Annotated in this window: 27 protein-coding genes, 1 pseudogene and 1 riboswitch; of the genes and pseudogenes, 4 read left to right on the forward strand and 24 right to left on the reverse strand. The window is 51.2% G+C overall.

Features of this window, described 5'->3' with window-relative positions:
* Nucleotides 1–49: 49 nt before the first annotated feature.
* Nucleotides 50–1288: a BMP family lipoprotein gene (locus A0127_RS01650; protein WP_062387134.1), complete on the reverse strand. Its 1239-nt coding sequence runs from the start codon at nucleotides 1286–1288 to the stop codon at nucleotides 50–52.
* 183 nt (nucleotides 1289–1471) lie between these two features.
* Here A0127_RS01650 and A0127_RS01655 point away from each other — a divergent pair, with 183 nt between their 5' ends.
* Complete coding sequence (locus A0127_RS01655) at nucleotides 1472–1930, forward strand: hypothetical protein (RefSeq protein WP_062387137.1); 459 nt, start codon at nucleotides 1472–1474, stop codon at nucleotides 1928–1930.
* Nucleotides 1931–2025: 95 nt separating this feature from the next.
* Nucleotides 2026–3054 (forward strand): signal recognition particle-docking protein FtsY, encoded by a 1029-nt coding sequence (gene ftsY, locus A0127_RS01660; protein ID WP_062387140.1) that lies wholly within the window; start codon nucleotides 2026–2028, stop codon nucleotides 3052–3054.
* A gap of 86 nt (nucleotides 3055–3140) precedes the next feature.
* Here ftsY and A0127_RS01665 read toward each other — a convergent pair whose 3' ends face one another.
* The 13 genes and pseudogenes from A0127_RS01665 to A0127_RS01710 form a co-directional block, all read right to left on the reverse strand.
* On the reverse strand, nucleotides 3141–3950 hold the full coding sequence (locus A0127_RS01665; RefSeq protein WP_062387141.1) for a ZIP family metal transporter: 810 nt from the start codon (nucleotides 3948–3950) through the stop codon (nucleotides 3141–3143).
* 84 nt (nucleotides 3951–4034) lie between these two features.
* On the reverse strand, nucleotides 4035–4559 hold the full coding sequence (locus A0127_RS01670) for a ferritin family protein (RefSeq protein WP_062390814.1): 525 nt from the start codon (nucleotides 4557–4559) through the stop codon (nucleotides 4035–4037).
* Nucleotides 4560–4730: 171 nt separating this feature from the next.
* Nucleotides 4731–4835: pseudogene (locus tag A0127_RS10835) on the reverse strand (iron-sulfur cluster assembly protein); the annotation flags it as partial.
* 85 nt (nucleotides 4836–4920) lie between these two features.
* Entirely contained in the window at nucleotides 4921–5274 is a 354-nt protein-coding gene (locus tag A0127_RS01675; RefSeq protein WP_062387143.1) for an iron-sulfur cluster assembly protein, read from the reverse strand.
* A gap of 33 nt (nucleotides 5275–5307) precedes the next feature.
* Complete coding sequence (locus A0127_RS01680) at nucleotides 5308–5913, reverse strand: hypothetical protein (protein WP_062387146.1); 606 nt, start codon at nucleotides 5911–5913, stop codon at nucleotides 5308–5310.
* Between the two features lie 116 nt (nucleotides 5914–6029).
* Nucleotides 6030–6587, reverse strand: a complete 558-nt coding sequence (locus A0127_RS01685; RefSeq protein ID WP_062387149.1) for a hypothetical protein — start codon at nucleotides 6585–6587, stop codon at nucleotides 6030–6032.
* A complete protein-coding gene (locus A0127_RS01690; RefSeq protein WP_062387152.1) occupies nucleotides 6587–7810 on the reverse strand; it encodes a hypothetical protein in 1224 nt (407 codons plus the stop codon). Before A0127_RS01690 ends, A0127_RS01685 begins: the two co-directional genes overlap by 1 nt.
* A 26-nt stretch (nucleotides 7811–7836) precedes the next feature.
* Entirely contained in the window at nucleotides 7837–8028 is a 192-nt protein-coding gene (locus A0127_RS10840) for an RAD55 family ATPase (RefSeq protein ID WP_082781372.1), read from the reverse strand.
* Entirely contained in the window at nucleotides 7995–8327 is a 333-nt protein-coding gene (locus A0127_RS10845; protein WP_082781373.1) for a hypothetical protein, read from the reverse strand. Before A0127_RS10845 ends, A0127_RS10840 begins: the two co-directional genes overlap by 34 nt.
* The gene (locus A0127_RS10850; protein WP_331710451.1) at nucleotides 8324–8419 is read right to left on the reverse strand and encodes a hypothetical protein; all 96 of its coding nucleotides are present in this window, start codon (nucleotides 8417–8419) and stop codon (nucleotides 8324–8326) included. The genes A0127_RS10845 and A0127_RS10850 overlap by 4 nt, the downstream gene beginning before the upstream one ends.
* 261 nt (nucleotides 8420–8680) lie before the next feature.
* On the reverse strand, nucleotides 8681–9028 hold the full coding sequence (locus A0127_RS01700) for a class II SORL domain-containing protein (RefSeq protein WP_062387155.1): 348 nt from the start codon (nucleotides 9026–9028) through the stop codon (nucleotides 8681–8683).
* An 11-nt stretch (nucleotides 9029–9039) separates the two neighbouring features.
* The gene (rd, locus tag A0127_RS01705; RefSeq protein WP_062387158.1) at nucleotides 9040–9201 is read right to left on the reverse strand and encodes a rubredoxin; all 162 of its coding nucleotides are present in this window, start codon (nucleotides 9199–9201) and stop codon (nucleotides 9040–9042) included.
* 80 nt (nucleotides 9202–9281) lie between these two features.
* Nucleotides 9282–9797, reverse strand: a complete 516-nt coding sequence (locus tag A0127_RS01710) for a rubrerythrin family protein (protein ID WP_062387162.1) — start codon at nucleotides 9795–9797, stop codon at nucleotides 9282–9284.
* A 308-nt stretch (nucleotides 9798–10105) separates the two neighbouring features.
* Between A0127_RS01710 and A0127_RS01715 the strand changes: the two genes are divergently transcribed.
* Nucleotides 10106–12814, forward strand: coding sequence for a DEAD/DEAH box helicase (locus A0127_RS01715; RefSeq protein ID WP_062387166.1), 2709 nt, complete (start codon nucleotides 10106–10108; stop codon nucleotides 12812–12814).
* Here A0127_RS01715 and A0127_RS01720 read toward each other — a convergent pair.
* The 10 genes from A0127_RS01720 to A0127_RS01765 form a co-directional block, all read right to left on the reverse strand.
* Nucleotides 12798–13415, reverse strand: a complete 618-nt coding sequence (locus A0127_RS01720) for an IMPACT family protein (protein ID WP_062387171.1) — start codon at nucleotides 13413–13415, stop codon at nucleotides 12798–12800. The genes A0127_RS01715 and A0127_RS01720 overlap by 17 nt on opposite strands.
* 11 nt (nucleotides 13416–13426) lie before the next feature.
* Complete coding sequence (locus A0127_RS01725; RefSeq protein WP_062387174.1) at nucleotides 13427–13879, reverse strand: HAD family hydrolase; 453 nt, start codon at nucleotides 13877–13879, stop codon at nucleotides 13427–13429.
* A gap of 95 nt (nucleotides 13880–13974) precedes the next feature.
* A complete protein-coding gene (gene coaBC / locus A0127_RS01730) occupies nucleotides 13975–15186 on the reverse strand; it encodes a bifunctional phosphopantothenoylcysteine decarboxylase/phosphopantothenate--cysteine ligase CoaBC (RefSeq protein WP_062387177.1) in 1212 nt (403 codons plus the stop codon).
* 54 nt (nucleotides 15187–15240) lie between these two features.
* Nucleotides 15241–15756, reverse strand: a complete 516-nt coding sequence (locus A0127_RS01735) for a hypothetical protein (RefSeq protein WP_062387180.1) — start codon at nucleotides 15754–15756, stop codon at nucleotides 15241–15243.
* 101 nt (nucleotides 15757–15857) lie between these two features.
* The gene (locus A0127_RS01740) at nucleotides 15858–16238 is read right to left on the reverse strand and encodes a DUF190 domain-containing protein (RefSeq protein WP_011249470.1); all 381 of its coding nucleotides are present in this window, start codon (nucleotides 16236–16238) and stop codon (nucleotides 15858–15860) included.
* A gap of 4 nt (nucleotides 16239–16242) precedes the next feature.
* The gene (crcB, locus tag A0127_RS01745; protein ID WP_062387184.1) at nucleotides 16243–16614 is read right to left on the reverse strand and encodes a fluoride efflux transporter CrcB; all 372 of its coding nucleotides are present in this window, start codon (nucleotides 16612–16614) and stop codon (nucleotides 16243–16245) included.
* A 27-nt stretch (nucleotides 16615–16641) separates the two neighbouring features.
* Nucleotides 16642–17061, reverse strand: coding sequence for a V-type ATP synthase subunit I domain-containing protein (locus tag A0127_RS01750; RefSeq protein WP_062387187.1), 420 nt, complete (start codon nucleotides 17059–17061; stop codon nucleotides 16642–16644).
* Nucleotides 17045–17359: a hypothetical protein gene (locus A0127_RS01755; RefSeq protein WP_062387191.1), complete on the reverse strand. Its 315-nt coding sequence runs from the start codon at nucleotides 17357–17359 to the stop codon at nucleotides 17045–17047. The genes A0127_RS01750 and A0127_RS01755 overlap by 17 nt, the downstream gene beginning before the upstream one ends.
* Complete coding sequence (locus A0127_RS01760; protein ID WP_062387194.1) at nucleotides 17350–18045, reverse strand: DUF6062 family protein; 696 nt, start codon at nucleotides 18043–18045, stop codon at nucleotides 17350–17352. The genes A0127_RS01755 and A0127_RS01760 overlap by 10 nt, the downstream gene beginning before the upstream one ends.
* Nucleotides 18046–18054: 9 nt before the next feature.
* A complete protein-coding gene (locus tag A0127_RS01765; protein ID WP_062387197.1) occupies nucleotides 18055–18921 on the reverse strand; it encodes a prenyltransferase/squalene oxidase repeat-containing protein in 867 nt (288 codons plus the stop codon).
* Between the two features lie 17 nt (nucleotides 18922–18938).
* Nucleotides 18939–19014, reverse strand: a riboswitch (Fluoride riboswitch).
* An 83-nt stretch (nucleotides 19015–19097) separates the two neighbouring features.
* On the opposite strand from A0127_RS01765, the gene A0127_RS01770 reads away from it, so the two are divergent.
* Nucleotides 19098–19805 carry an archaemetzincin gene (locus A0127_RS01770; RefSeq protein ID WP_062387201.1) on the forward strand — a complete coding sequence of 236 codons (708 nt, stop codon included), beginning with the start codon at nucleotides 19098–19100 and terminating at the stop codon, nucleotides 19803–19805.
* Nucleotides 19806–19811: the final 6 nt, after the last annotated feature.

The raw sequence follows: 19811 nt of genomic DNA on the forward strand, positions 1-19811 counted from the left end.
TCGCCCACAGAACAACCCCCCTATCAAAGTTGAAGAAGAAAAGAAAGAATCAGCTGGCCAGCTTCTCCATCTCCTGCCAGGTCTTGGCCTGTCTGACCTTCTCAATGCCATCCTTGTCCATCGGAGCGGGTACCTTGATCTCGCCGCTGATTATCTTCTGCTTGAGCTCGTCAACCGCCTGCCATATCCAGTCGGGAACCTGCTTCCTGGTGTTCTCGAGGTACTGCTGAAGTTCCTCCTTGCTGTTAAATCCAAGCTCCTGGAGCTTCTTCTTCTGGGTCTCCTCCGGAAGGGAGTTGAACATGGCCATGACATCGTCAACGGTGCTCAGTCCAACACCGTTGTCTTTGAGGCCGAGCTCGACTATTCCGCCCTTGAAGGTTCCCTCGACAGCGGCCTTAACAGCGTTGTAGACACCGACGTCAACGCGCTTCATCATGCTGGCTATTATAACTCCCGGCTTGATCCAGTCCTGGGCAGAATCAACGCCAATGGCAAACGGCGGCCCCATCTTCTTACCCTGTGAGTCAAGGACTTCCTTGACTGCATCAAAGACACCGAGACCGGTTCCACCTGCGACCTGGTAGATGACCCAGGCACCCTGCTGTAGCTGGGCCTGGGCGGCGGCCTTACCCTTGGCGGCATCGTTGAAGGAGCCCGTGTACTGGTAGAGGACATCAATGTTAACATCCTTTCCGGTCTTCTGCTTGTAGTAGTCCTCGGCCCACTTGACACCGAAGCGGTATCCGGCTTCGAACTTGTAGAGAACCGGTATCTCCATGCCGAGGACGATACCGACCTTGTTCTTGCCGTCGTTGGCGGCAATAAGGCCGGCGAGAGCACCTGCAAGGGCTGAACCCTCGTTTTCCTTGAAGAGGATGCTCATGACATTCGGCTTGTCCGGGACATAGCCGTCAATGATTGCAAACTTCTGGTCGGGATACTTGTCAGCGACGGCCTTAACGGCGTCGGTCATCATGAAACCAACCGCGATTATAACCTTGTACTTCTTCTGCTTGGCGAGGGTCTCGAGGTTCTTTATGTAGTCATCTTCACTGTTGCTCTGGAGTTCAACAAGTTCGAGGTTGAAGTCCTTGGCGGCCTTAGAGGCGCCGATGTAGGCCATGTCGTTGAAGCTTAGGTCGCCCCTACCACCAACGTCATAGACGATGGCGATTGCGCCGGCTTTTGCTTCTTTTTCCTCCCCCCCTCCGCCGATACAACCGCTTGCGAAGACGCTAAGGGCCAGCAAGCCCACAAGGAAAACTGCCAATACGCTCTTCTTCATGGGAACACCCCTGGAAGGTTTTGTCATTATGGTGTGGGTCTAGGGGGGAATATATAGTTTGTGGTCTGCTAATTTGCCCCGGGGATGTTCAACGACTTTTCAGCAACTTGGAGCGTTTTTAGAAAATGTTTCACAAAGCGGGCAAATCTTTTTAACTCTATACAAGAAGTAATTCTGATCGGAATGAGGCTGAGCGACCTCGTTTATGTCAAATCCGGGCGAATCCTGATGACCGGGAGCCCCCGGAGAATAGCGAGGATATTCCTCAATGAATGGGCTAGGGAAGGCTACAAAATCCTGGCGGAAGGGCTCCCCTTCGTCGTTGATGGAGAAGTCTTCATCGGCGACCCCTTGAAGAATCCAGGCTTTGATGCGTACCTCATATTAAACCCCCTGTCGCGCTCGAGAGAAGAACGGGAAAGACTTTATGACTGGCTGGAAGAAAATCGGGACAAGCTCATTCTCCTCTATGAGACCAAATACGTAGGGGACTCAATAACTCGCTATCAGATACGGAACTTCATAGACTACCTCCTCGCCTACCGCAGGGAAACCCTTGGGGCAGAGGTTATAAGGCTGTATCGCATTGAAGGTGGCAGAGTAGTTGAGTCCAGGGAGTTCATCCGGAGAAAAGGCCCGTGATGAGTGGCTTCGGGTCCGAGCGGTGAGGACACCAGCTATCGCTGAGGCCGATAATGATATATAACCTCCGCAAGCTCACTTTACAGGTGATGAGCATGTTCGGAAAACTAAGGGAGAAGCTCAAAAAGTTCACAAAGCAGGTCGAGGAGAAGATAGAAGAGGAAGAAAAGGCCGTTGAAGTATCAACGACAGAGGAGAAACATTCAACGGCTGTCCAAGGATCCACAGAAGCAAAGGAAGAAAAACCCGGATTCTTTGGAAGGCTCCTCCAGGTGGAGATAAAGGAGAAAGACATCGAAGATGCCCTTGACGAGCTTGAGCTTGAACTCCTTGAGGCGGATGTTGCCCTTGAGACCGTCGAGGCCCTCCGCGAGAAGATTAAAGAAAAGCTTGTGGGGAGAAAGGTCAGGATAGGTACCAACAAGGGCAAGATCATAGAAGAGGCCCTGAAGGATGTCATTCTCGAAATTCTAACCCCCGAAAAGAAAATTGATCTGCTTCAGATGGTAAAATCGAAAGAGGAGAAGCCCTTCGTCATAGCCTTCGTGGGCTTCAACGGATCTGGAAAGACCACAACCATAGCGAAGCTCGCCCACTGGCTCAAAAAGAACGGGTTCAGTGTTGTAATAGCGGCCAGCGACACCTTCAGAGCAGGGGCTATAGAACAGCTTGAAGAGCACGCGAAGAGGGTCGGCGTCAAGGTCATCAAGCACGACTACGGCGCAGACCCTGCTGCGGTCGCCTACGACGCCATCCAGCACGCCAAGGCGAGGAAAATTGATGTCGTCCTGATAGACACAGCGGGAAGAAACGAACTGAACAGGAACCTTATGGACGAGATGAAGAAGATCGTCCGCGTCACTAAGCCCGACCTGGTGATATTCGTCGGGGACTCGCTCGGAGGTAACGCCGTTGTCGAACAGGCAAAGCAGTTCAACGAAGCTGTGAGGATAGACGGGGTTATACTCACCAAGCTCGATGCAGATGCGAGGGGAGGAGCGGCTTTGAGCATAAGCCACGCAATCGGCGCGCCCATACTCTTCGTCGGCGTTGGACAGGGCTACGAAGACCTAAGGCCCTTCGATGAGAAGTGGTTCGTGGATAGAATTTTTGGGGAGGATTGATCTCTAGTCCTCCAATTCTCAGGCTCTTATTATCTTCTTTCTAGATTTGCTCTTGGACTTCAGAAGGGAAAAGAAAAACGAGATAATCAACCGAGCATGGAATCAAGGAACAGCATCACATAGAAGCCCAGAAAGAAGCCGAGAGTGACCAGCGTTTCGTTTTCCTCCCTCCTGTATATCTCCGGTATCATCTCCTTCACTGTCACGTAGAGCATTGCTCCGCCTGCCATTCCGAGCCCGTAGGGCAGGAGGGAGTGGAAAACCGTGAAGAGGAACGCTCCGAGGATTACCATCACCATCTCGGCAACACCGCTTAGCGCGCCCATAACAATGGGCATAAGGCGCTTCTTTTGGAGGGTCGCAAGGGGAAGCGAGACAACGGTTCCCTCAGGGAAGTCCTGGATTCCGATGGCTATTGCTGTTATCAACCCTGTTTTTAGGTCGTAGACTAGCGAAGTTCCTACTGCCATTCCCTCCGGCAGGTTGTGAATGATTACCGCCAGGACTATGAGCCACACAACCCTGAGTTTTTCTTTGAACTCTTTCGGCCCCTCATAGCCCTTGACGAGGTGCTCGTGGGGAACGAAGCGGTCTATGATGTAAATGAGCAGAACACCGAGGAGAATTCCAACTCCTGCGGGGGTAAATTTTCCAGTTGATTCTATTGCGGGGAGGATAAGGCTGGTAAAACTTGCAACGATCATCACTCCAGCGGCGAATGAGAGGCTTACGTCAACGCCCCAGTCTGGCATCCTGTTGGCGAAAATCGCGAGCAGAGCACCAAAGGTTGTCATTAAAGCAACGAATATGCCGGCATAGACTGCAACCATTAAGAGACTGCCACCCGAAATGCTGAGTAGCCATGAGGATAAATTAGCTATGAACCCTTCCAGCATTGTTAGGCCCACCTAAAAACATTGGGACTATCGAATTTTATAAATCTTTCCCCCCATTGCATTAATGCGTTAAGATAAAAAGGTTCAGGGGCCAACGTGCATCATCTGGCCGTACATCTCCCAGTCGAGGAGGAGCTCGTACTCGGCCTTGAGATTGTAGTAGTGGCCCCACTCCATGTCGCTGAGGTAGCGCATGAGCCTTTTCTTCTCTTCTGTATCAACCATCTCCTCAAGCTTGGCGTAGAACTGTGCCGCTATCTCCTCCGCCTTCATGGCCCAGCGGATGAGGTCTATGACGTCCTGAATCCCCTCCAGCTTCCTCGTTACTGGCTGGAGCTCCGGTCCTATGTGCTCCTTCGGGAAGACGACCTCCTTCCCCGGGAACATGTTGGCGTAGATTTTCCTCAAAAGCTCCTCATGCTTCTTCTCCTCTCCGGCGAGCCACTCTATCTTTTCCCTCAGCTCCTGTATGTCAATCCTCTCCGCGAGGCTCTCGTAGAACTTTCTAGCACCAATCTCAGCCTTAATGGCCATCCCAAGGAGCTCCTCAAGGGGGAAGTCCTTCATCTTTTCGAGGGGGAGCCCCTCTTCAAGCTCAGGTGGAACCATATTTATCACCCCATTCATCGAGCAGTAGTCCAATCTCATTATATATCTCAACCCTCTTAAACTCTTCTTTTTGAGGACCTCTATCGTGTCTCTTAAAATTCTCCGCTGGACGTTGATAGCTAAAGCCTGGCAGAAGTGGCAGTCGGGCGTCGAACGTGCTAAGAGAAGGAAAACTTGAACCCTTTTGCCCTCAACGGTCAGGCCGTAAACGAGACCTTCCTCGACGACGTTCAGGCCCGTCTCGGGGTCTATGACCGATTTGAGAACATCCACCACCCGCTGGACTTCTGGCGGAAGGTCTTCCCTAGGGCCGCGCTTGGGCTTTTTATCGGTCCTTTTGAAGACCCCAAAGAGCCCCAAATCATCCGCCTCCAAGGTCTTCGGCCCTGTACCTCCCCCTGTTTTCAAAGACCCCAACTGGATTGTTCTTTAGGTCAAACACGTAGACGTTCTCGAATTTCACGAGGGCAAAGCGCTCTATTATGTCGCCGATGATCTTTGAATAGGCTATGGCGCTCTCGCCGGTTATGTTGTACTCGGCGTGGCTCTCGAAGTTGAGCCAGATTTTGAGCGTATCCTCCGTGACCTCTAAGCCAGCAACAACGCCGGAGTCGAGGATGTCGCCCCCAGTTATAGGGTCGGTTATCTTTGCAAGCTCATCCAGAACGGCCCTGTATGGCTCGGGCCACTCTCGGTCGGGCATGTAAACCTTCATTTTCCTTCACCGTTTGGAATTTCTTTTGCACAGTTATAAGCTTTCCTGACCAGTTTTGTTGAACTTATCTTTCGCAACTAAGTGCAGTTTCACAAGGGCATAGAGCCAGAGGAGCTGGGAGAGCAGGTACAGAATAGGAATATACGCAGTACCATGCCTTCTGGCGTTCAGAAGGACAAAGAGCGTGAAGAGCCACGCCGCGGCCCGTGAAATCCGTGATATGTTGGATGGACAGTGGACATAGGACGCCACTGCATTCATCAGGAGGATTATGGATATGGCTGAAAACACCTCGGCAGTAGCCAGATAGTCCCCTCCCATAAAAACAAGGGAGAACACCGCGAGAGATACCTGCAGCAGCATTTCCAGAGTCGCCCTGACGAGTCCGCTCTCCGAAAGGACGTACCCAATGAGAACCGGGCCGATTATAAGTGCCCAAACTACCAGATGTCCCCCTTCGCTCAGGATCAGAGGCATGAACCCCATAGCAGTAATCAAACCCCCGAGGAGGATAAGCCATGAGAGCTTCCCCTTCCCGACCCTAAACTTCTCAACAAGCCTTGACAGGTTCCATGTTAAGACTATGCCCATAAGAGTCATTAAACCGCCCACGGCCATTATTCCGAAATAGAGATCCATTAATTATCACCAGTTGAGTTTTGTCCATTATGAACTAGTGCTGTGGGTGGTAATAAACTTAGTGTTCATCCAGGAGACATCCCACGGGATAAAGATTTTGAGAACGTAGTAGACCATCAGGTAATACCCATAATATTTTCTGCTATCGTCAGTATCAGGAGGATAAGTGCTCCTGTATACAGGAAGGCAGAGAGCATCCTGAAGCCTGGAACGAGTGAGAGTGCTGATAAGAATGCCATCGCCCCCGCGGTGAGCAGGGGGAGCTTAATCTCCGTTCCGAAGAGCATCCCCGTTGAGCTGAACCTTACCGCCGCCGTGCCAAGGACTGTGAGAAGACCAGCCTCAAAGTAGGTGGGGTTTTCAGTGACTATTGCCGTGAAGACTGTCAGAAGGGTAATCATCCCGAAAAGCCAGTACAGCGGCTTTTTGCCTGTATTGATCGAGACGAAACGTTCTATTTGGGTTGCAGCGATCAGGATAATGAAGAACTCTAGAGCTGAAATCCAGAAGAATGTGATCCCAACAGCCTCAAGAATGGAAGTAATGAAAAGGGAAACACCTGCGCCCAGTGCCCATGGGGAACGGTGCAGTACCGGATTCCTGCTTGAGGAGAATCCAACAATGGCGAAGATCGCGAGTATGAAATCAGGTAATCCAGTGATCCAGCACCCCATCACAACCACCTTGAGATCCTTTCATAGACAACTATGGCTGAGTACAGGAGGAACACTGATGGGATAAACAGGGAAAGGAACGCGGTGTAATAAAGGCAGGCGCTCCCATGGGTCAGTTGGTAGAGCCTCAACCATCCGGACAGGACTATGAGCCACGCCGCCGTGCGGAGGTTTTTCTTTTCGAAGGTTGTGAGCATGTTCATTGAGTAGAACCATCGTATTACCATCAGTACAAGGGACTGGAAAATGGCGATAAATATAGTAATTTCCTCTAAGTTCGACGAAATAAACGGGAAGAACACGGGAACCGCAAGTAGCAGGGCTGTGATCTGGGCGGTAAGCTCTTTTTCCAGCCTGAGCCATCCGGACTTCACCGCAGGGTATATGTAAAGAACGCTTCCAGTTATGGCCCCAACGTGGAAAATATACGGTGGGAGTGATGAGAGATAGTTAAACTTCCAGAGAGCTAGCGACAACAAGGCAAGGGAGAGTCCGATAATATGGAACCCAAGAACTTTCTTACACCCCTTCAAGCACCTCTCCAGCCTTTTGAGCGTCAGAGAGAAGTACCAAAACGCTGTCGCCATCGTTAACATTACCAGCAGGTAAACTAAAGCTCCCTCATCCAAGGGCCTCACCCACGGTAACCTCTCCGTCCCTGAAATCAACCGGTAGAACCCGCTTACACCGGAGGGGAACTTCTTCACCCTTATCCCCCTAACTATCGCAAACCCTGAGATTGTCTCGGATATTTCGATGACATGGGTGGCGCTGGCCTCAAAGCCCGCTATCTCCCTTTCCTTGAGGAACCTCTTGTCGAGAATTGCAAGAAGTATAAAACGACGTTCAAGTGCTATCTCCGTGAGTTGAGCGAAGAACCTCTGAACTACTTCGACTGGATGAAAAAGGAAGAGGGGCTGGAAAAAGAACACGCCTATGTAGCTATCCTTTGCTAATTTCCTAACTATATCAGTTGTCTCAAAGAGGTTTTCCGGGCTAACCTCCTCCCCGAGAACGATGAACTTAGCTTTCGTTATACTCCTCTTGTCAAACAGGAAGCGCTTGATCTGGGGTGTTGCAAATATCATTGCCCTCTCTTCGTTGGCCTTGAGGAAGTTGAAGAAGATGTCCACTCCAAGGTCTCCAACGGTGAACAGGAGCAGTGTACTCCCCGGTTCAATATCTCCGAGGAGCTCGTCGAGCTTTGGAACCCCCAGCTTCATTTCTCTTCCCTGCCGGCATTCATTTTTCAGAGTAGGGACTCACGCCAGTACACAACTATGCCACTGTCGGTTATCTTGTAGGGCCTAATCTCTTCGTCAAAGGAGCTCCCCCTGAACTTCCTGATCTTGATGCCCCTGAGGGGCTTTCCATTCTGCTCGAGCACCCTAAGCTCTATTACCCCGCTCACGAGGTACTCCTCAATATCACTGTTGGACATCTCCGAGGTGAACACAACCGTGGCGTTGAGCTTGACACAACCTTAAGAAACGCCATGAATGTCCTCCTGTACTCGAGTTCATCCTTAATCGTGAGCTTGAGCATAGTTATTGGGTCTATAACTATCCTCGAGTAGTTTTCGGCTTTGAGCTCTTCGCCTATTGCCTCTGTGAGTTTCTCAAAGCTGACCGCAAAGTCCCGGTACATAACATCCGCAAATATGCTCTTCTTTTTCCCAACTGGGGTGGCGTCAACAAGCTTTAAGTTCGGATGGTCAAGATCGAATCCAAAATTCTTCATATCCTCTCCTCTTTTAGAGAAGAGACCGATTCCTCTAGCGTGACATAAAGGCACTTCTCCCCGTTTTTGAACCCGTCCATAATAAAGTGCATTGCGAGGGTTGTCTTTCCAGCTCCCGGCCCCCTTCTATGAGGTAAGCCCTCCCGGGAATGAGGCCGCCGTTGAGCATCTCATCGAGGCCTTCAACCCCCGTCGAAATCCGCCGACCCATAGTACTTACCACCAGGAACAATGTCGCCTAATACCTAATAAATGTTATCCTGAACCGCAGAAACTTACAAATTCATAGTTAAACCTGCGTAAACTCCAAAAAAATATTCCAGAAGAAGAAACGAGAGGAAAAAAGATAGTAATCACTCAAGCGCGACCTCGTTCTCCCAGAGACCGTGGATGTTGCAGTAGCTGAGGGCGTAGAGCTTGCCCTTCTTCCGGGTCCTGAAGAAGAAGACCGCCCTCGGTTCGGTGAGCGGGTCGCTGTGGTTTGTGAAGGCGACCCTGCCAACCATTATGGGAAAGTTCTCCCCCTCCGGGTGGAAGTAGAGCTCTATCCAGGCAATGTGGTGCTCCGGGGTGTTTGGGTGGGGAATCTCCTTGCCGACGCTGACCTCGACTTTGACGAGGTCGCCCTCCTTCTCGTACTCTATAACAGGGACGTGCTTCTCACCCTTCCAGTCTCCACTCTTTATGGTCTGGCTAAGCATCTTCCACCACCTCACTCAATTTTTTCAAACATGTCCTTGGGAGCGCCGCAGAGCGGGCAGACCCAGTCATCCGGAAGGTCCTCGAACTTGGTTCCCGGGGCTATCCCGCTGTCGGGGTCGCCCTCATCCTCATCGTAGATGTACCCACAAACCATGCACTTCCACTTCGCCATCTTCTTTCACCGTTTTAACGTTATTAGTCATACCTTATAAGGTTTGCGTCTCAAACCTGTGAAAAGGAAAATCGAAAGATTCACTCGAACACCACGAACTTGTCCTTTGAAGTGCCGCAGATTGGACAGTATTCGGGCACTTCATCAACGGCCGTGTAGCCGCAGACAGGGCAGATGTATACCCTCTTTATCTCAATGTCCTCTCCCTTCTCGGCCTTCTCCTTGGCCTTCTTGTAGAGTTCGGCGTGTATTTTTTCAGCCTCAAGGGCATAGTGGGTCGTCCTCACCGCGTCCTTCTCCTCCTGGAACTCGGCGGAGTTCTTGTAGACTGGATACATCTCCTCTACCTCAAAGGTCTCGCCCTCTATTCCCATCTGCAGGTTCTCGGGAGTCTTCCCAAGCTTGCCGAGGGCTATGAAGTGGTTCTTAGCGTGGACGAACTCGGCATGGGCTATAGCCCTGAAGAGCTTGGCTATGTTGTGAAGTCCCTCCTTCTCTGCCTGCTCAGCGAAGATAAGGTACTTCATGTGAGCCATGCTTTCGCCCGCGAAAGCATCCTCCAAAAACTTCCGGGTCATTTCCCTCTTCACTACCATTGGCAGACACCTGGAAAAGCTGTCACAACAAATTTGTACTTTGGTGTATAAAAATATTGCGTAATTGTCAGGTTTAGTTTTTATTGATGCTCTGTTTTTACACTGCTTCAAAACTTCCCGAACCACAGTTAAGAGAGGATCCAAGAGCTATCCTGTCCTCTACATGTTCGACGGCCAGAACCTCTTCGAGAGCGTAACTTCCTTAAACGAGTATTACTAGGCAAGCGGTTCCAAATGCTGTTTTGTGGCCCTTCGAAGAGTGACTTCCAAACCGCTTTATTTTTTAACCGCAGTTCCAATTCTAACCCATGTCCCTCTTTGAAGTCCTCAAACCGCTGAAGTCAGAGATCGTGAGAGTCCACGTTTTTCCCCCGAGAGAAGGTGAGTTTAGGGAGTTCACGTTCAAAAACCCTGAAATAAACGCCCTCGTTGAAGAGCTGGGCTTTTCCCTCTACAATCACCAAGTTGAGGCCCTGGAGAAGCTCTACTCTGGCAAGAACATCGTCGTTACAACGCCCACGGCCAGCGGGAAGAGCGAAATCTTCCGCCTGGCAATTTTTGACTCCTACCTCTCAGATCCACGGAAGACCTACCTCCTCGTTTACCCCACGCGGGCACTCATAAACAACCAGCTCGAGAAATTCCAGAGGGCGAACCTTGCGTTCTATCGTATAACTGGAAAGCTCGTATCTGCGAGGATTCTAACGGGGGATGTTCCGTGGGAAGAGAGGAGGAGGCTCCTCCGCGAGAGGCCGAGGGTGGTCTTCACTACGCCCGATATGCTCCACTACAACATCCTGCGCAGGTGGAGAGACTACGAGTGGCTCCTCCGGAACCTCAGGTACCTCGTCGTCGACGAACTCCACGTCTACCGAGGGGTCTTTGGGAGCAATGCGGCGTGGCTCTTCAGGCGTCTGCTCTTCAGGCTCAAACACCTTGGGGTGAAGCCGCAGATAATTGTCCTCTCCGCCACGCTGAGAAACCCAAAGGAGTTTGCGGAGAAGATCTTCAGAATGGAATTCGAGCCGGTAACCCAAGCGACGAACCCGTTCCCGCGGAGGTATCTCGTCCTCTTCGAGCCGAAGAACCTCGATGATAAACAGCTTTTGAGGGCAGTGATAGAGCGGCTAGTGAGTAAAGGAATAAAGACCCTCGTCTTCTTCGACAGCAGGAAGGGCACCGAGAAGACCCTGCGCTTTCTCCTCAACTCTCCTGTCTTCTCAAAGGTGACGACCTACAAGGGCACCCTGCCGAAAAACGTCCGCTGGGAAGTTGAGAGGGACTTCAGGGACGGGAAATTACTTGCCCTCCTAACTACGAACGCCCTCGAACTCGGGATAGACATAGGCGACCTTGACGCGGTTATAAACTACGGCATCCCTCCCGACGGGCTGTTCTCCCTGATCCAGCGCTTTGGGAGAGCTGGGAGAAGCGCCGACAGGGAAGCCCTCAACGGCGTTGTTTTGAGAAAGAACGGCCTCGATTACTACTACCGCGAGCACTTCGATGAGCTCGTCGAGAGGCTTGAGAAGGGCATCATCGAGTACATGCCGGTCAAAGTTGACAACGAGCGCATAGCGGAGAAGCACCTCCACTACCTCCTTACCGAGCTTGGAATAGTTGATTGGGACGAGCTGGATGAGTTTGAGAGGAGAATCGCCGAAAAGCTTGTTATCGAGAGGAAGGCCGACCTCAAGAAGAACCCACTCACGGAGAAGCTTGAGGTCAGGGTTAGAAGACCTGCCTTTGAGTACTCCTCACTCAGGACAGCAAGCGACGAGAGCTTCTTCCTCGTGAAGGACGAGCCGTGGATAAGGACGAAGCTGGTGGAGAAGTCCTCCCTCCGGGAGCTCCTTAACTTCATAAACTGGCTCAAGATGAAGGGCTACATCATTGAAGAAATTGATGAAGACGAATACCACCGCTCGCTCTTACCTGGAATGGCTTACTTCTCAAGGGGAAAGCTCTACATGACTAAAGAAAGAGCCAGCATCGGAAAGTTCCACTTCATATTTGCGAAGCAACTCAACCGCCTCTGGGACGTCGAGACCTTCGCGAGGAAGCTGGAAGAGGTCAATATACTGGAAGAGAGAGCAAAGAAGGCCTACAAGGGCGTTGAGATAGGGCTAGGAAGGCTCCGCGTCAGGCACGTTTACACGGGATTTGCCGTCAAGGGACTTGACACAGGGAACTACGTAGGCGAACTGGTGAAGCTGAAGGAAGATGGCATACTCAAGGGCGAAATCTCATCTCCGACGACGGGTGAGAGGGTTGAGACGGAGGAAGACTTCTCGATACTCAACTGGGAGAAATTCGCAAAAGTGGAATTCGAGGAGCCCTACGTCAGGGAGTTCGAAACCGAGGGAATATGGCTCGTCTTCCCGGATGATATACGAGAACTGATGGAGGTGGAGTTCAGGGAGTTCTTTGGCAGGGCGGCCGAGAAGGGGTTTGAGGATTTGGCGTTCCAAATATACGAGAGCCTTGACAGGAGAAAGCTCTTCCCGCTCTACCTCGGCGCCACGAGCTTCATAATAAGGAAGGCAATAGGTGATGCCCTCCAGAAGGCCGGAATTCAGGATGAGGAGCTCGCCTTTGCCATAAAGAAGATGGCGGACAGCAAGGACGGAATCGGAAGCGCGCTCCACGCGATAGAGCACAACATGATAAAGATAGCTCCGATATTCACCTACGTAGACAGCAGGGAGCTCGGCGGCTACAGCTACGAGAGCTTTCCGGGGATGCCCTATTTTGGAAAGCCGGTCGTTTTCATCTACGACGGCAACGAGAACGGTGCAGGTTTGGCTGATATAATCTACGAGAACGCCGAGAAGCTAATGGAGAAGAGCCTCGAACACCTCAGGGGTTGCCCCTGCAAGGACGGCTGTCCCGTCTGTGTCCTCTCACCGAAGTGTGGAACATTCAACGAGTTTCTGGACAAATGGCTGGCCATAAGGGTGTGGGAGAAAATCCTGGAGAACAGTAGAGAGAATGAGCAAGCTAAAAGCTCCTCATAAACAGCGGCTTTAGCCTTATTCTTCCCCTCGTCCTCTCAGTTAAAAGCTCTATCAGAGGTTCTGCTTCGCCCTTCCTCGTCTCGACCGTGAACCTCACGAGCTCCCCGTACTCTTCTCCCACAACCCTGCCGCCGTTCTCCTCAACTGTACTTTTGACCGTGTGAAAGAGGTTGTAAGGAAAAGTCACCTCGAAGCGCTCCGTCTCGTAGACCTCAACGATTCCCGCGTTTTCTATTGCCAAGCTCGCCGCATCGCTGTAGGCCTTGACCAAACCACCGTAGCCGAGCTTTATCCCGCCGAAGTATCGCGTAACCACGACTACAACGTTGCTCAGCCCTTTGTTCTGGATGACCTTGAGGACGGGCTTTCCAGCCGAGCCTTTTGGCTCTCCATCGCCATCATGCCTGACCGCGAAGTTCTTCCCGTCGTTGATGAGATAGGCCGAAACGTTGTGGGTCGCATCGCTGTGGTGAGCTTTTATCCTCGCTATAAAATCCTTCGCCTCCTCCTCGGTGTTCGCTGGAGAAGCATAACCTATGAAGACAGACTTCCTAATTATTAGCTGGGCAGTGCCGACGCCCTTCAGCGTCCTGTACTCCAAACGCTACCACCTCACCCTCTCAGCGTCGCTATGAGCTTCTTCTCGTCGAGGAGCATCGCTATGGCATCTCTAACGTCTGTTACAACTATGTCGCTCGCTAGGATGGCATCAACAGTGGCACCTTCCTTTCCGATGACACAGAACGCCAACTCGGCCTCCTCAAGCATCGCCACGTCGTTGTTGCCGTTGCCAACCGCTGCATATGGGGAGTAGCCCCTTGCTATCTCAACCTTTTCGGCAGCGTTTGAGGCCTTTTCAATCCTCACAGGGAGACCTCCAAGCTCTTCCTCCAGTGTGCCAAAGGTGTCGGCGCTTATCACGACGACGGTGTACTTATCTGCCAGCCTCTCAAGGAGGTGCTTGACTTCTTCATCAACCCTGCCCCTCTCTCCAAGGGTGCCGTTGAGGTCAAAGATCACGGCCTCTATCTGGACTTCTCCGTAGTTCGGTATTTCTACGTTCATTTTGTACACCGATGGAAGTTCAAAAGGTGCCGCTAAAAAACTTCCCCCCACGTTTTTAAAATAAGTAAGTCAGAATCAAAGATAAAACGAACGAACTAAAGCCTCTTCTCTATCTCGTCCCAGAGCCTCTCCGCCAGCTCGCGCTTGCTCATTCTTGGGAGCTTCTTGGTGAAGTCCCTCCCGACCAGGATAACCTCGTTCTCCTCGCTTCCAAAGGCTTTGAGGGTGTTTGCTACGACGAGATCGCTACTGGCGCGTTCAATCTGCTTCCTGGCGGCGGTTATCAGCTCCTCCTCGCTGAGACCTGTCTCCGCCTTGAAGCCGACCAGGAACACCTCAGGCTGGAGTTTCTTAACGCGGTCTATTATCTTCGGCGTCGGCTCAAGCTCAAGGAGGAGCGGCTGACCGCTCTTTATCTTCACGTCCGCCCTGTTCTTCACCCTGAAGTCGCTGACGGCCGCAGCCAGGACAACGACGTCATACTTTTTGTCTTTCAGCTCGCTCTCTATCGCTTCAAGCATCTCCTCAACTGTCTCGACCTCTATCTGGTTCTCCACGAAGCTCTGGACGCTGCCCTTGGTACGTATGAGCGTTACCTCCGCACCCCTGAACTCCGCCTCTTCCGCCATCGCCACTCCCATTTTTCCGCTGCTTGCGTTGGTTATGTATCGTATCGGGTCTATGTACTCTCTCGTCGCGCCTGCTGTGACGAGAACGCGCTTCCCTTCCAGGCTCTTAGGGTGAAGCTTCCTGATCACACGGTAGACTATTTCATCTATTGAAGCAACTTTCGCTTTGCCCTCCTCAAAGCGCGGCTCTATAAACTCCACCCCAAGCCCTTTCAACTTCTCGATGTTTTCCTTAACTATTGGGTGGTCGTACATCGTCGAATGCATGGCAGGAGCTATCATTATAGGAGTGTGGGCAAAGGCAGTCGTCACAACTGTTGTAACTGGAGTATCGTCAATTCCGCAGGCTATCTTCGATATGGTGTTGGCCGTCGCGGGACAGACGAGAACCAGGTCGGCCTTGTTCTCGTGTTCCCCAGCAAGCTCGACGTGCTCGATAAAGCCCGTTATTTCGGTAATTACAGGGTTTCCAGTCGCGAACTCCATAGCATAGGGGTGGATTATCTTCTGCGCGTTTTCGCTCATGACCGCATGAACTTCCGCACCGTGACGTATCAGCTCCCTGGCGAGCTTGACGCATTCCACCGCCGCTATGCTCCCGGGGATGGCCAGCACAATTTTCTTCCCAACAAGCTTCCTGCTCTTGGTCGCGTAGATAAGCTTAACGTGATGGAGCATCTGAATCACCGTGGGTAGTTAGAAGAAGGGGTTAAAGACCTTGCCCAAAACAGGCTAAATGACACCAGCACCGGCCCCGTTTAATGGCAGGTTAGCTCGCAGGTATATTAAAAGCACCCCGTTCTCCACTGTGCTTTTGATCTTCTCCGTGTCCAGGAGTCTGAGCTTGCCAACTGTCCTAGAGAGTACAGCATCTATAAGTTCCTGGGGGGCCTCTGCTAGCGTCCCGACTACTATCTTATCTGGATAAACCTTGCTAACGTTATAGTACAGGAGAACAAAAACTGGGTAAATCCCCTCAGAAACTTCCACGCTGAACAGAAAAGCCTCGTGAATTAACCTTTCCCCGATTTTTTCCTCAACTATTGTAACCTCCAGGGGGATCATAACAACCTTCGCAAGTCCGAAGAGGAACTGCTCAACAACTTCGGCGGAGATCAAAACCCGTACCACTACTGAATTCGTCCTCTTGGAGTAGCGAACCCACTGGAGTTTGGCATCTTCTTCAATAATGTAATCCATAACGTCATTGAGGAGATCAAGGGGAATCTCAAATTCAATGGACATCATTGAACATCACCCCTGATTATAGGGGAGCATTACATACTAACACCCCCTTGGAGTTTATTAAATTTTTGATTAGTATTAAAAAATTTTAAAAAATTAACACATTACGTTTCCCTCACGGCATCCTCCTCGAACTTTTCGATCTCCTCTTTAGTGCCGACCCACACCACTATTACAGGCTCAACTGTTATCATTCCGTCCTTGATCATGGGTTTTATCTCGCATATCGCCTTCTCTATCTTGTGCCCCCTATCCACGACCTCCACAACCACTGGAAGGTCTGTTGAAAGCCTCATAACGTCGCTTGAGTGAACTCGGCTTTTCTTTCCGAAGCCATAGATTCCGCGGTAAACGGTCGCCCCGGCCATCCCCATCTCCCTGAGCTTTTCAACTATCGCCTTGTACAGAGGCTTCCCTTCCCAGCGGTCGTTCTCGCCGATGTATATCTTAAGCCGGAGCGTGTTCCAGTGTTCGACTTCTACCATATTTTCACCTCCGGGCCAGCATAAAGCCCGCAAATACTAACACAATTGTGATTATAACGTTTGCCAAAATGTTGAGGGTTGCAATTAGATACTCACGCTCACGCAGGAGCGAGAAGGTCTCGTAGGAAAACGTTGAAAAAGTGCTTAGCGCCCCGCAAAATCCCGTTCCGAAGAAGGCCCTCCAGTCCGGAGGGACATCAAAGCCCCAGAACAGAATGCCGTAGAGATAACCGAGGATGAGGCTCGCTATGCTGTTCACTATAAGGGTCCCTACTGGAAAATCGCCGTAAACGGGAAGCAGACCTGAGATGTAGAACCTCGCGACAGCCCCAAACGCTCCTCCAAGTGCTATCGCCATCACTATCCTGAGGTTCATGGCACCACCACCGAAGGCCATTTCCTTTTAATCCTTACCCTCAAAGGAGAGGTAGTAGTGAATAAGCTCCTCAATATTGGTGTAGTCCTTCTCCGGCTTGTCGAGAATTTTCCTCAAACGTTTGTTCTCGGCTATCATCCCAGAGAGCTGTATTCCAAGGTTCTGGTTGTCGAGGACGAGGTAGTATGTCCTGAACCTTAGCGGGGACCACTTTCCCTCAAGCTCGTAAAGCTTCCTTTCAAGCTCCGATATCTCCCTTTCCAGATTCTCAATGTCTGTCTCTCCTTCCCTGAAGTCAATGTAATCGTGGAGGAGGATTATCCTCAGAACCTCATCAGGCCTGAAGCCGTAGCGTTTCGCCAGTTCCATTATCTGCTCAAAGGTTTCGTCTGGCACATTAAAGGTGACCTTCCTCCATCCGCGTTTAGACTTAACGACCACCTTCATTTTTGCTCTCCTCTAACTCCCTTCTCAGGCTCCTGTTTTCCCTGCTGAGCTCTTCTCTAACCTTCATTAGGAACTCCTTGTCCCTTTTTGCCTTCTCCTCAAGCTCCACAAGCTCTCGATACCGCCCCTCCATCTCTTCAAGCTTTTCTCTGAGGTTGTTTCTGTGCTCAATCAGGTATTCAAACTTGAGAGCTTTTAGTGTCCTCTCAAGTCCCTCTAAGTCTTGAAACCGCTTTTCGATTTCTCTTCTGTTCTTCTTCACCTGCTCAAACTCCTCCGGAGAGAGGATTATCTCCACTTCAAAAGCCCCCTCTTTACGTTTTTGGAATTTCCACGCCCTCCCAGTGTGATGCCAGTTTCAAGGCCTTTGAGGGCTTCTATCGTAAGAGGGAGTGATGAAGTTTCTTCTTTTGTAGGCTCCTCCTTAGATAGGTAGTCAAACTTATCTATGAAGGACTTCAGCCTCTCTCGTAGCTTTCTGAGCTTCTTCAACTGAATTTCCTTCAGGACAGTTGCCTTGTCATTATCCCTTCTAGCAACTTCGGAGAGCAGCATTTCGTAGTGCCTTCTGCAGAGTATCGCATTAGAGCTCTCGTAAACGGGAAGCAGTTCGTCTATTCTATCGGCAAAGCCCTCGATGGTGCTTCTTTCCTTCTCCCTAACCAACTCACAAAGGAAGCATCCTTCCTCCTTGGAGACTCTTCCATCTTCAAGGAAACCTATGTACCTGGAGAGGACATCTTCGTAGATTATCGCCACTCCCAGCGGGCCAAGGAGGGGCTCTGAGTATGCCTTCTCGAGCGTCTTCCACGCGTGGTAAGTGCAGAGACCAAGACTTTTCCGGAACTTCTTTCGAACCTCTGGGTCGTTCACGTGCTCGTAGAGTATAGTCTCTATCTGGGATTCCTCGTAGGAGCGGAGGATTCTGCACACTGGACAGCCCTCGTCCATCGCCTCACGGAGATAAACGCCTATAAGATCCATTCCAACCACTCAGAGGTATCTCATCATGGCATCTACCACTGCAAGTGCTCTGTATGTGTTCTGGAAGTTTGAGATACCAAGTTCAAGACTCCTCCTGAAGCCACCGTTGGAGTTCTGAAGCTGACGTATGAACCAGATGTGCCTCCTCGGACAGGTTGGAGCTTCTTCCTGGAGCTCAAGCCCCCTTGTTGCATAGAAAGTCGGCTCAAGGTAGGGGGGAAGGCTGTATGGAACCTCCGTGAAGCCGCCCCAGTCGCCGCAGAGCTCACAGTTCCTGAAGTGGGGGCTCTTAGGCGGGCGATAGCCGAGCGCGTAGAGGGTGTGGAGGGCCTGATAGGTCATCGTGGTCGTTGGTTGTTTCACTCCGAACCCGTTGCCCATTCTAAATTTCATAACGAAGGCCCTTATCCTGTCCCTTTCCTCATCGCTTATCGGCTGGCCAATTGCCTTGAACGCCTTAACGACCCAGTATGTAGCCTCAAGGGGCGTCGCAGTTCCGAACTCCTCACTGCCGCCAAGACCAACGGCAAACTTGTCTTCGAGGGGATTGTACTTGGTGTAGACGATGTCCACGTGCTCCCTTGCGATGTCCTTCGCTCCAAGCATCGCAAGACCTTCAAGGGCCATTGCTATGGCCACTACTGCCGTCTGGGGCTGAATCGCTTTTTCAAGAAATTCGATCGTCTTCTCCTTCTCCGGGACTTCGAGGCCGAGCAGGTCGTATATCTTGACTGCGTAGTATGTGTCGTTGACGTTGGTGTCATCTAAAACGCTCACGAAGCAGTAGCCTCCGTCCTCGTGTCGCCTCTTCTCGACGTACTCGAGGGCCTTCTCTACGTTAACAAAGCGTGCAAACTCATCAAGCTTCGAGCCCATCCTACCGCCTCCCTCGGAGTAGAACAGGCGTCATCAGCCCTTTCGGGCGGTTCGGGCTCGAAGCCCCGGGCGGACGCCATCGCCCGCGCTGGGTTATATAAAGCAACTTTAAAAATTTCACGGTCACCATCCTAAAAACTTTATAAGGCTCTCTCTAAAATCCCCTGGGCAGTAAAATGGAGTACATAGGCTTCACATACGTCTCGAACTTTGTATCCAAAAGGGTGGAGGAAGTCCTCTTCGAGGCCTACAACGATGCAAACAGGCTCTTAGAGGAGTGGGAACTACCCCTTCGCCTCGTGTACCTGGACAAACTGATTTTGGAGCCTGGGTACTTGATAACCCTCGAAACACCGGAAGGAAAGGTCAGACTGTTTCCTCTCGATGTCTTGGTGGACTTCATGGACTACCGGCTCAAGGTTGAGATTGAAAAGAACGACGGGCTAAACATGAACAAGATACTCGGAATAACGAGTTTTCCTCTGGCTTCCAGGGACAAATACTTCGGCTTCTATGAGAAATTCCTAGGATTCCAGACTGAGAGGCTTGGCAGGAGAATAATGCTCCTCTCCATGCGTCCATTTGAGTCCGATTCCATGAGGATGACCCTGAAGATACTCGATAATCCCCTGGCCGATGACGACCTGAAGAGCTTAGCGGTGAGAGTCCTCTCAAAGGAGCTTCCAGCGTTCAAGAGGCGCCTGATCAAGGGCATGCTCCATGAGATTGGGCACTCCTTTGGGCTGGAACACTGCTCAAACGACTGCGTCATGAACCCCCCAAAGACGCTTGGGGAGTGGGACTCAAGGTTTTTGGGATACTGTAACTCATGCTACCTGAAGCTTGAGGAGAGCCTCCGAAATCCGGTTTCAGGGAAAGATTAATTTAGA

This window comes from Thermococcus peptonophilus, assembly GCF_001592435.1.
GTDB lineage: Archaea > Methanobacteriota_B > Thermococci > Thermococcales > Thermococcaceae > Thermococcus > Thermococcus peptonophilus.

Coding starts and splice junctions, on each gene's coding strand:
- A0127_RS01650 (WP_062387134.1), bottom strand. CDS start 1,288: ATGAAGAAGAGCGTATTGGCAGTTTTCCTTGTGGGCTTGCTGGCCCTT.
- A0127_RS01655 (WP_062387137.1), top strand. CDS start 1,472: ATGAGGCTGAGCGACCTCGTTTATGTCAAATCCGGGCGAATCCTGATG.
- ftsY (WP_062387140.1), top strand. CDS start 2,026: ATGTTCGGAAAACTAAGGGAGAAGCTCAAAAAGTTCACAAAGCAGGTC.
- A0127_RS01665 (WP_062387141.1), bottom strand. CDS start 3,950: ATGCTGGAAGGGTTCATAGCTAATTTATCCTCATGGCTACTCAGCATT.
- A0127_RS01670 (WP_062390814.1), bottom strand. CDS start 4,559: ATGGTTCCACCTGAGCTTGAAGAGGGGCTCCCCCTCGAAAAGATGAAG.
- A0127_RS01675 (WP_062387143.1), bottom strand. CDS start 5,274: ATGAAGGTTTACATGCCCGACCGAGAGTGGCCCGAGCCATACAGGGCC.
- A0127_RS01680 (WP_062387146.1), bottom strand. CDS start 5,913: ATGGATCTCTATTTCGGAATAATGGCCGTGGGCGGTTTAATGACTCTT.
- A0127_RS01685 (WP_062387149.1), bottom strand. CDS start 6,587: ATGGGGTGCTGGATCACTGGATTACCTGATTTCATACTCGCGATCTTC.
- A0127_RS01690 (WP_062387152.1), bottom strand. CDS start 7,810: ATGAAGCTGGGGGTTCCAAAGCTCGACGAGCTCCTCGGAGATATTGAA.
- A0127_RS10840 (WP_082781372.1), bottom strand. CDS start 8,028: ATGTCCAACAGTGATATTGAGGAGTACCTCGTGAGCGGGGTAATAGAG.
- A0127_RS10845 (WP_082781373.1), bottom strand. CDS start 8,327: ATGAAGAATTTTGGATTCGATCTTGACCATCCGAACTTAAAGCTTGTT.
- A0127_RS10850 (WP_331710451.1), bottom strand. CDS start 8,419: ATGCACTTTATTATGGACGGGTTCAAAAACGGGGAGAAGTGCCTTTAT.
- A0127_RS01700 (WP_062387155.1), bottom strand. CDS start 9,028: ATGCTTAGCCAGACCATAAAGAGTGGAGACTGGAAGGGTGAGAAGCAC.
- rd (WP_062387158.1), bottom strand. CDS start 9,201: ATGGCGAAGTGGAAGTGCATGGTTTGTGGGTACATCTACGATGAGGAT.
- A0127_RS01710 (WP_062387162.1), bottom strand. CDS start 9,797: ATGGTAGTGAAGAGGGAAATGACCCGGAAGTTTTTGGAGGATGCTTTC.
- A0127_RS01715 (WP_062387166.1), top strand. CDS start 10,106: ATGTCCCTCTTTGAAGTCCTCAAACCGCTGAAGTCAGAGATCGTGAGA.
- A0127_RS01725 (WP_062387174.1), bottom strand. CDS start 13,879: ATGAACGTAGAAATACCGAACTACGGAGAAGTCCAGATAGAGGCCGTG.
- coaBC (WP_062387177.1), bottom strand. CDS start 15,186: ATGCTCCATCACGTTAAGCTTATCTACGCGACCAAGAGCAGGAAGCTT.
- A0127_RS01735 (WP_062387180.1), bottom strand. CDS start 15,756: ATGATGTCCATTGAATTTGAGATTCCCCTTGATCTCCTCAATGACGTT.
- A0127_RS01740 (WP_011249470.1), bottom strand. CDS start 16,238: ATGGTAGAAGTCGAACACTGGAACACGCTCCGGCTTAAGATATACATC.
- crcB (WP_062387184.1), bottom strand. CDS start 16,614: ATGAACCTCAGGATAGTGATGGCGATAGCACTTGGAGGAGCGTTTGGG.
- A0127_RS01750 (WP_062387187.1), bottom strand. CDS start 17,061: ATGAAGGTGGTCGTTAAGTCTAAACGCGGATGGAGGAAGGTCACCTTT.
- A0127_RS01760 (WP_062387194.1), bottom strand. CDS start 18,045: ATGGATCTTATAGGCGTTTATCTCCGTGAGGCGATGGACGAGGGCTGT.
- A0127_RS01765 (WP_062387197.1), bottom strand. CDS start 18,921: ATGGGCTCGAAGCTTGATGAGTTTGCACGCTTTGTTAACGTAGAGAAG.
- A0127_RS01770 (WP_062387201.1), top strand. CDS start 19,098: ATGGAGTACATAGGCTTCACATACGTCTCGAACTTTGTATCCAAAAGG.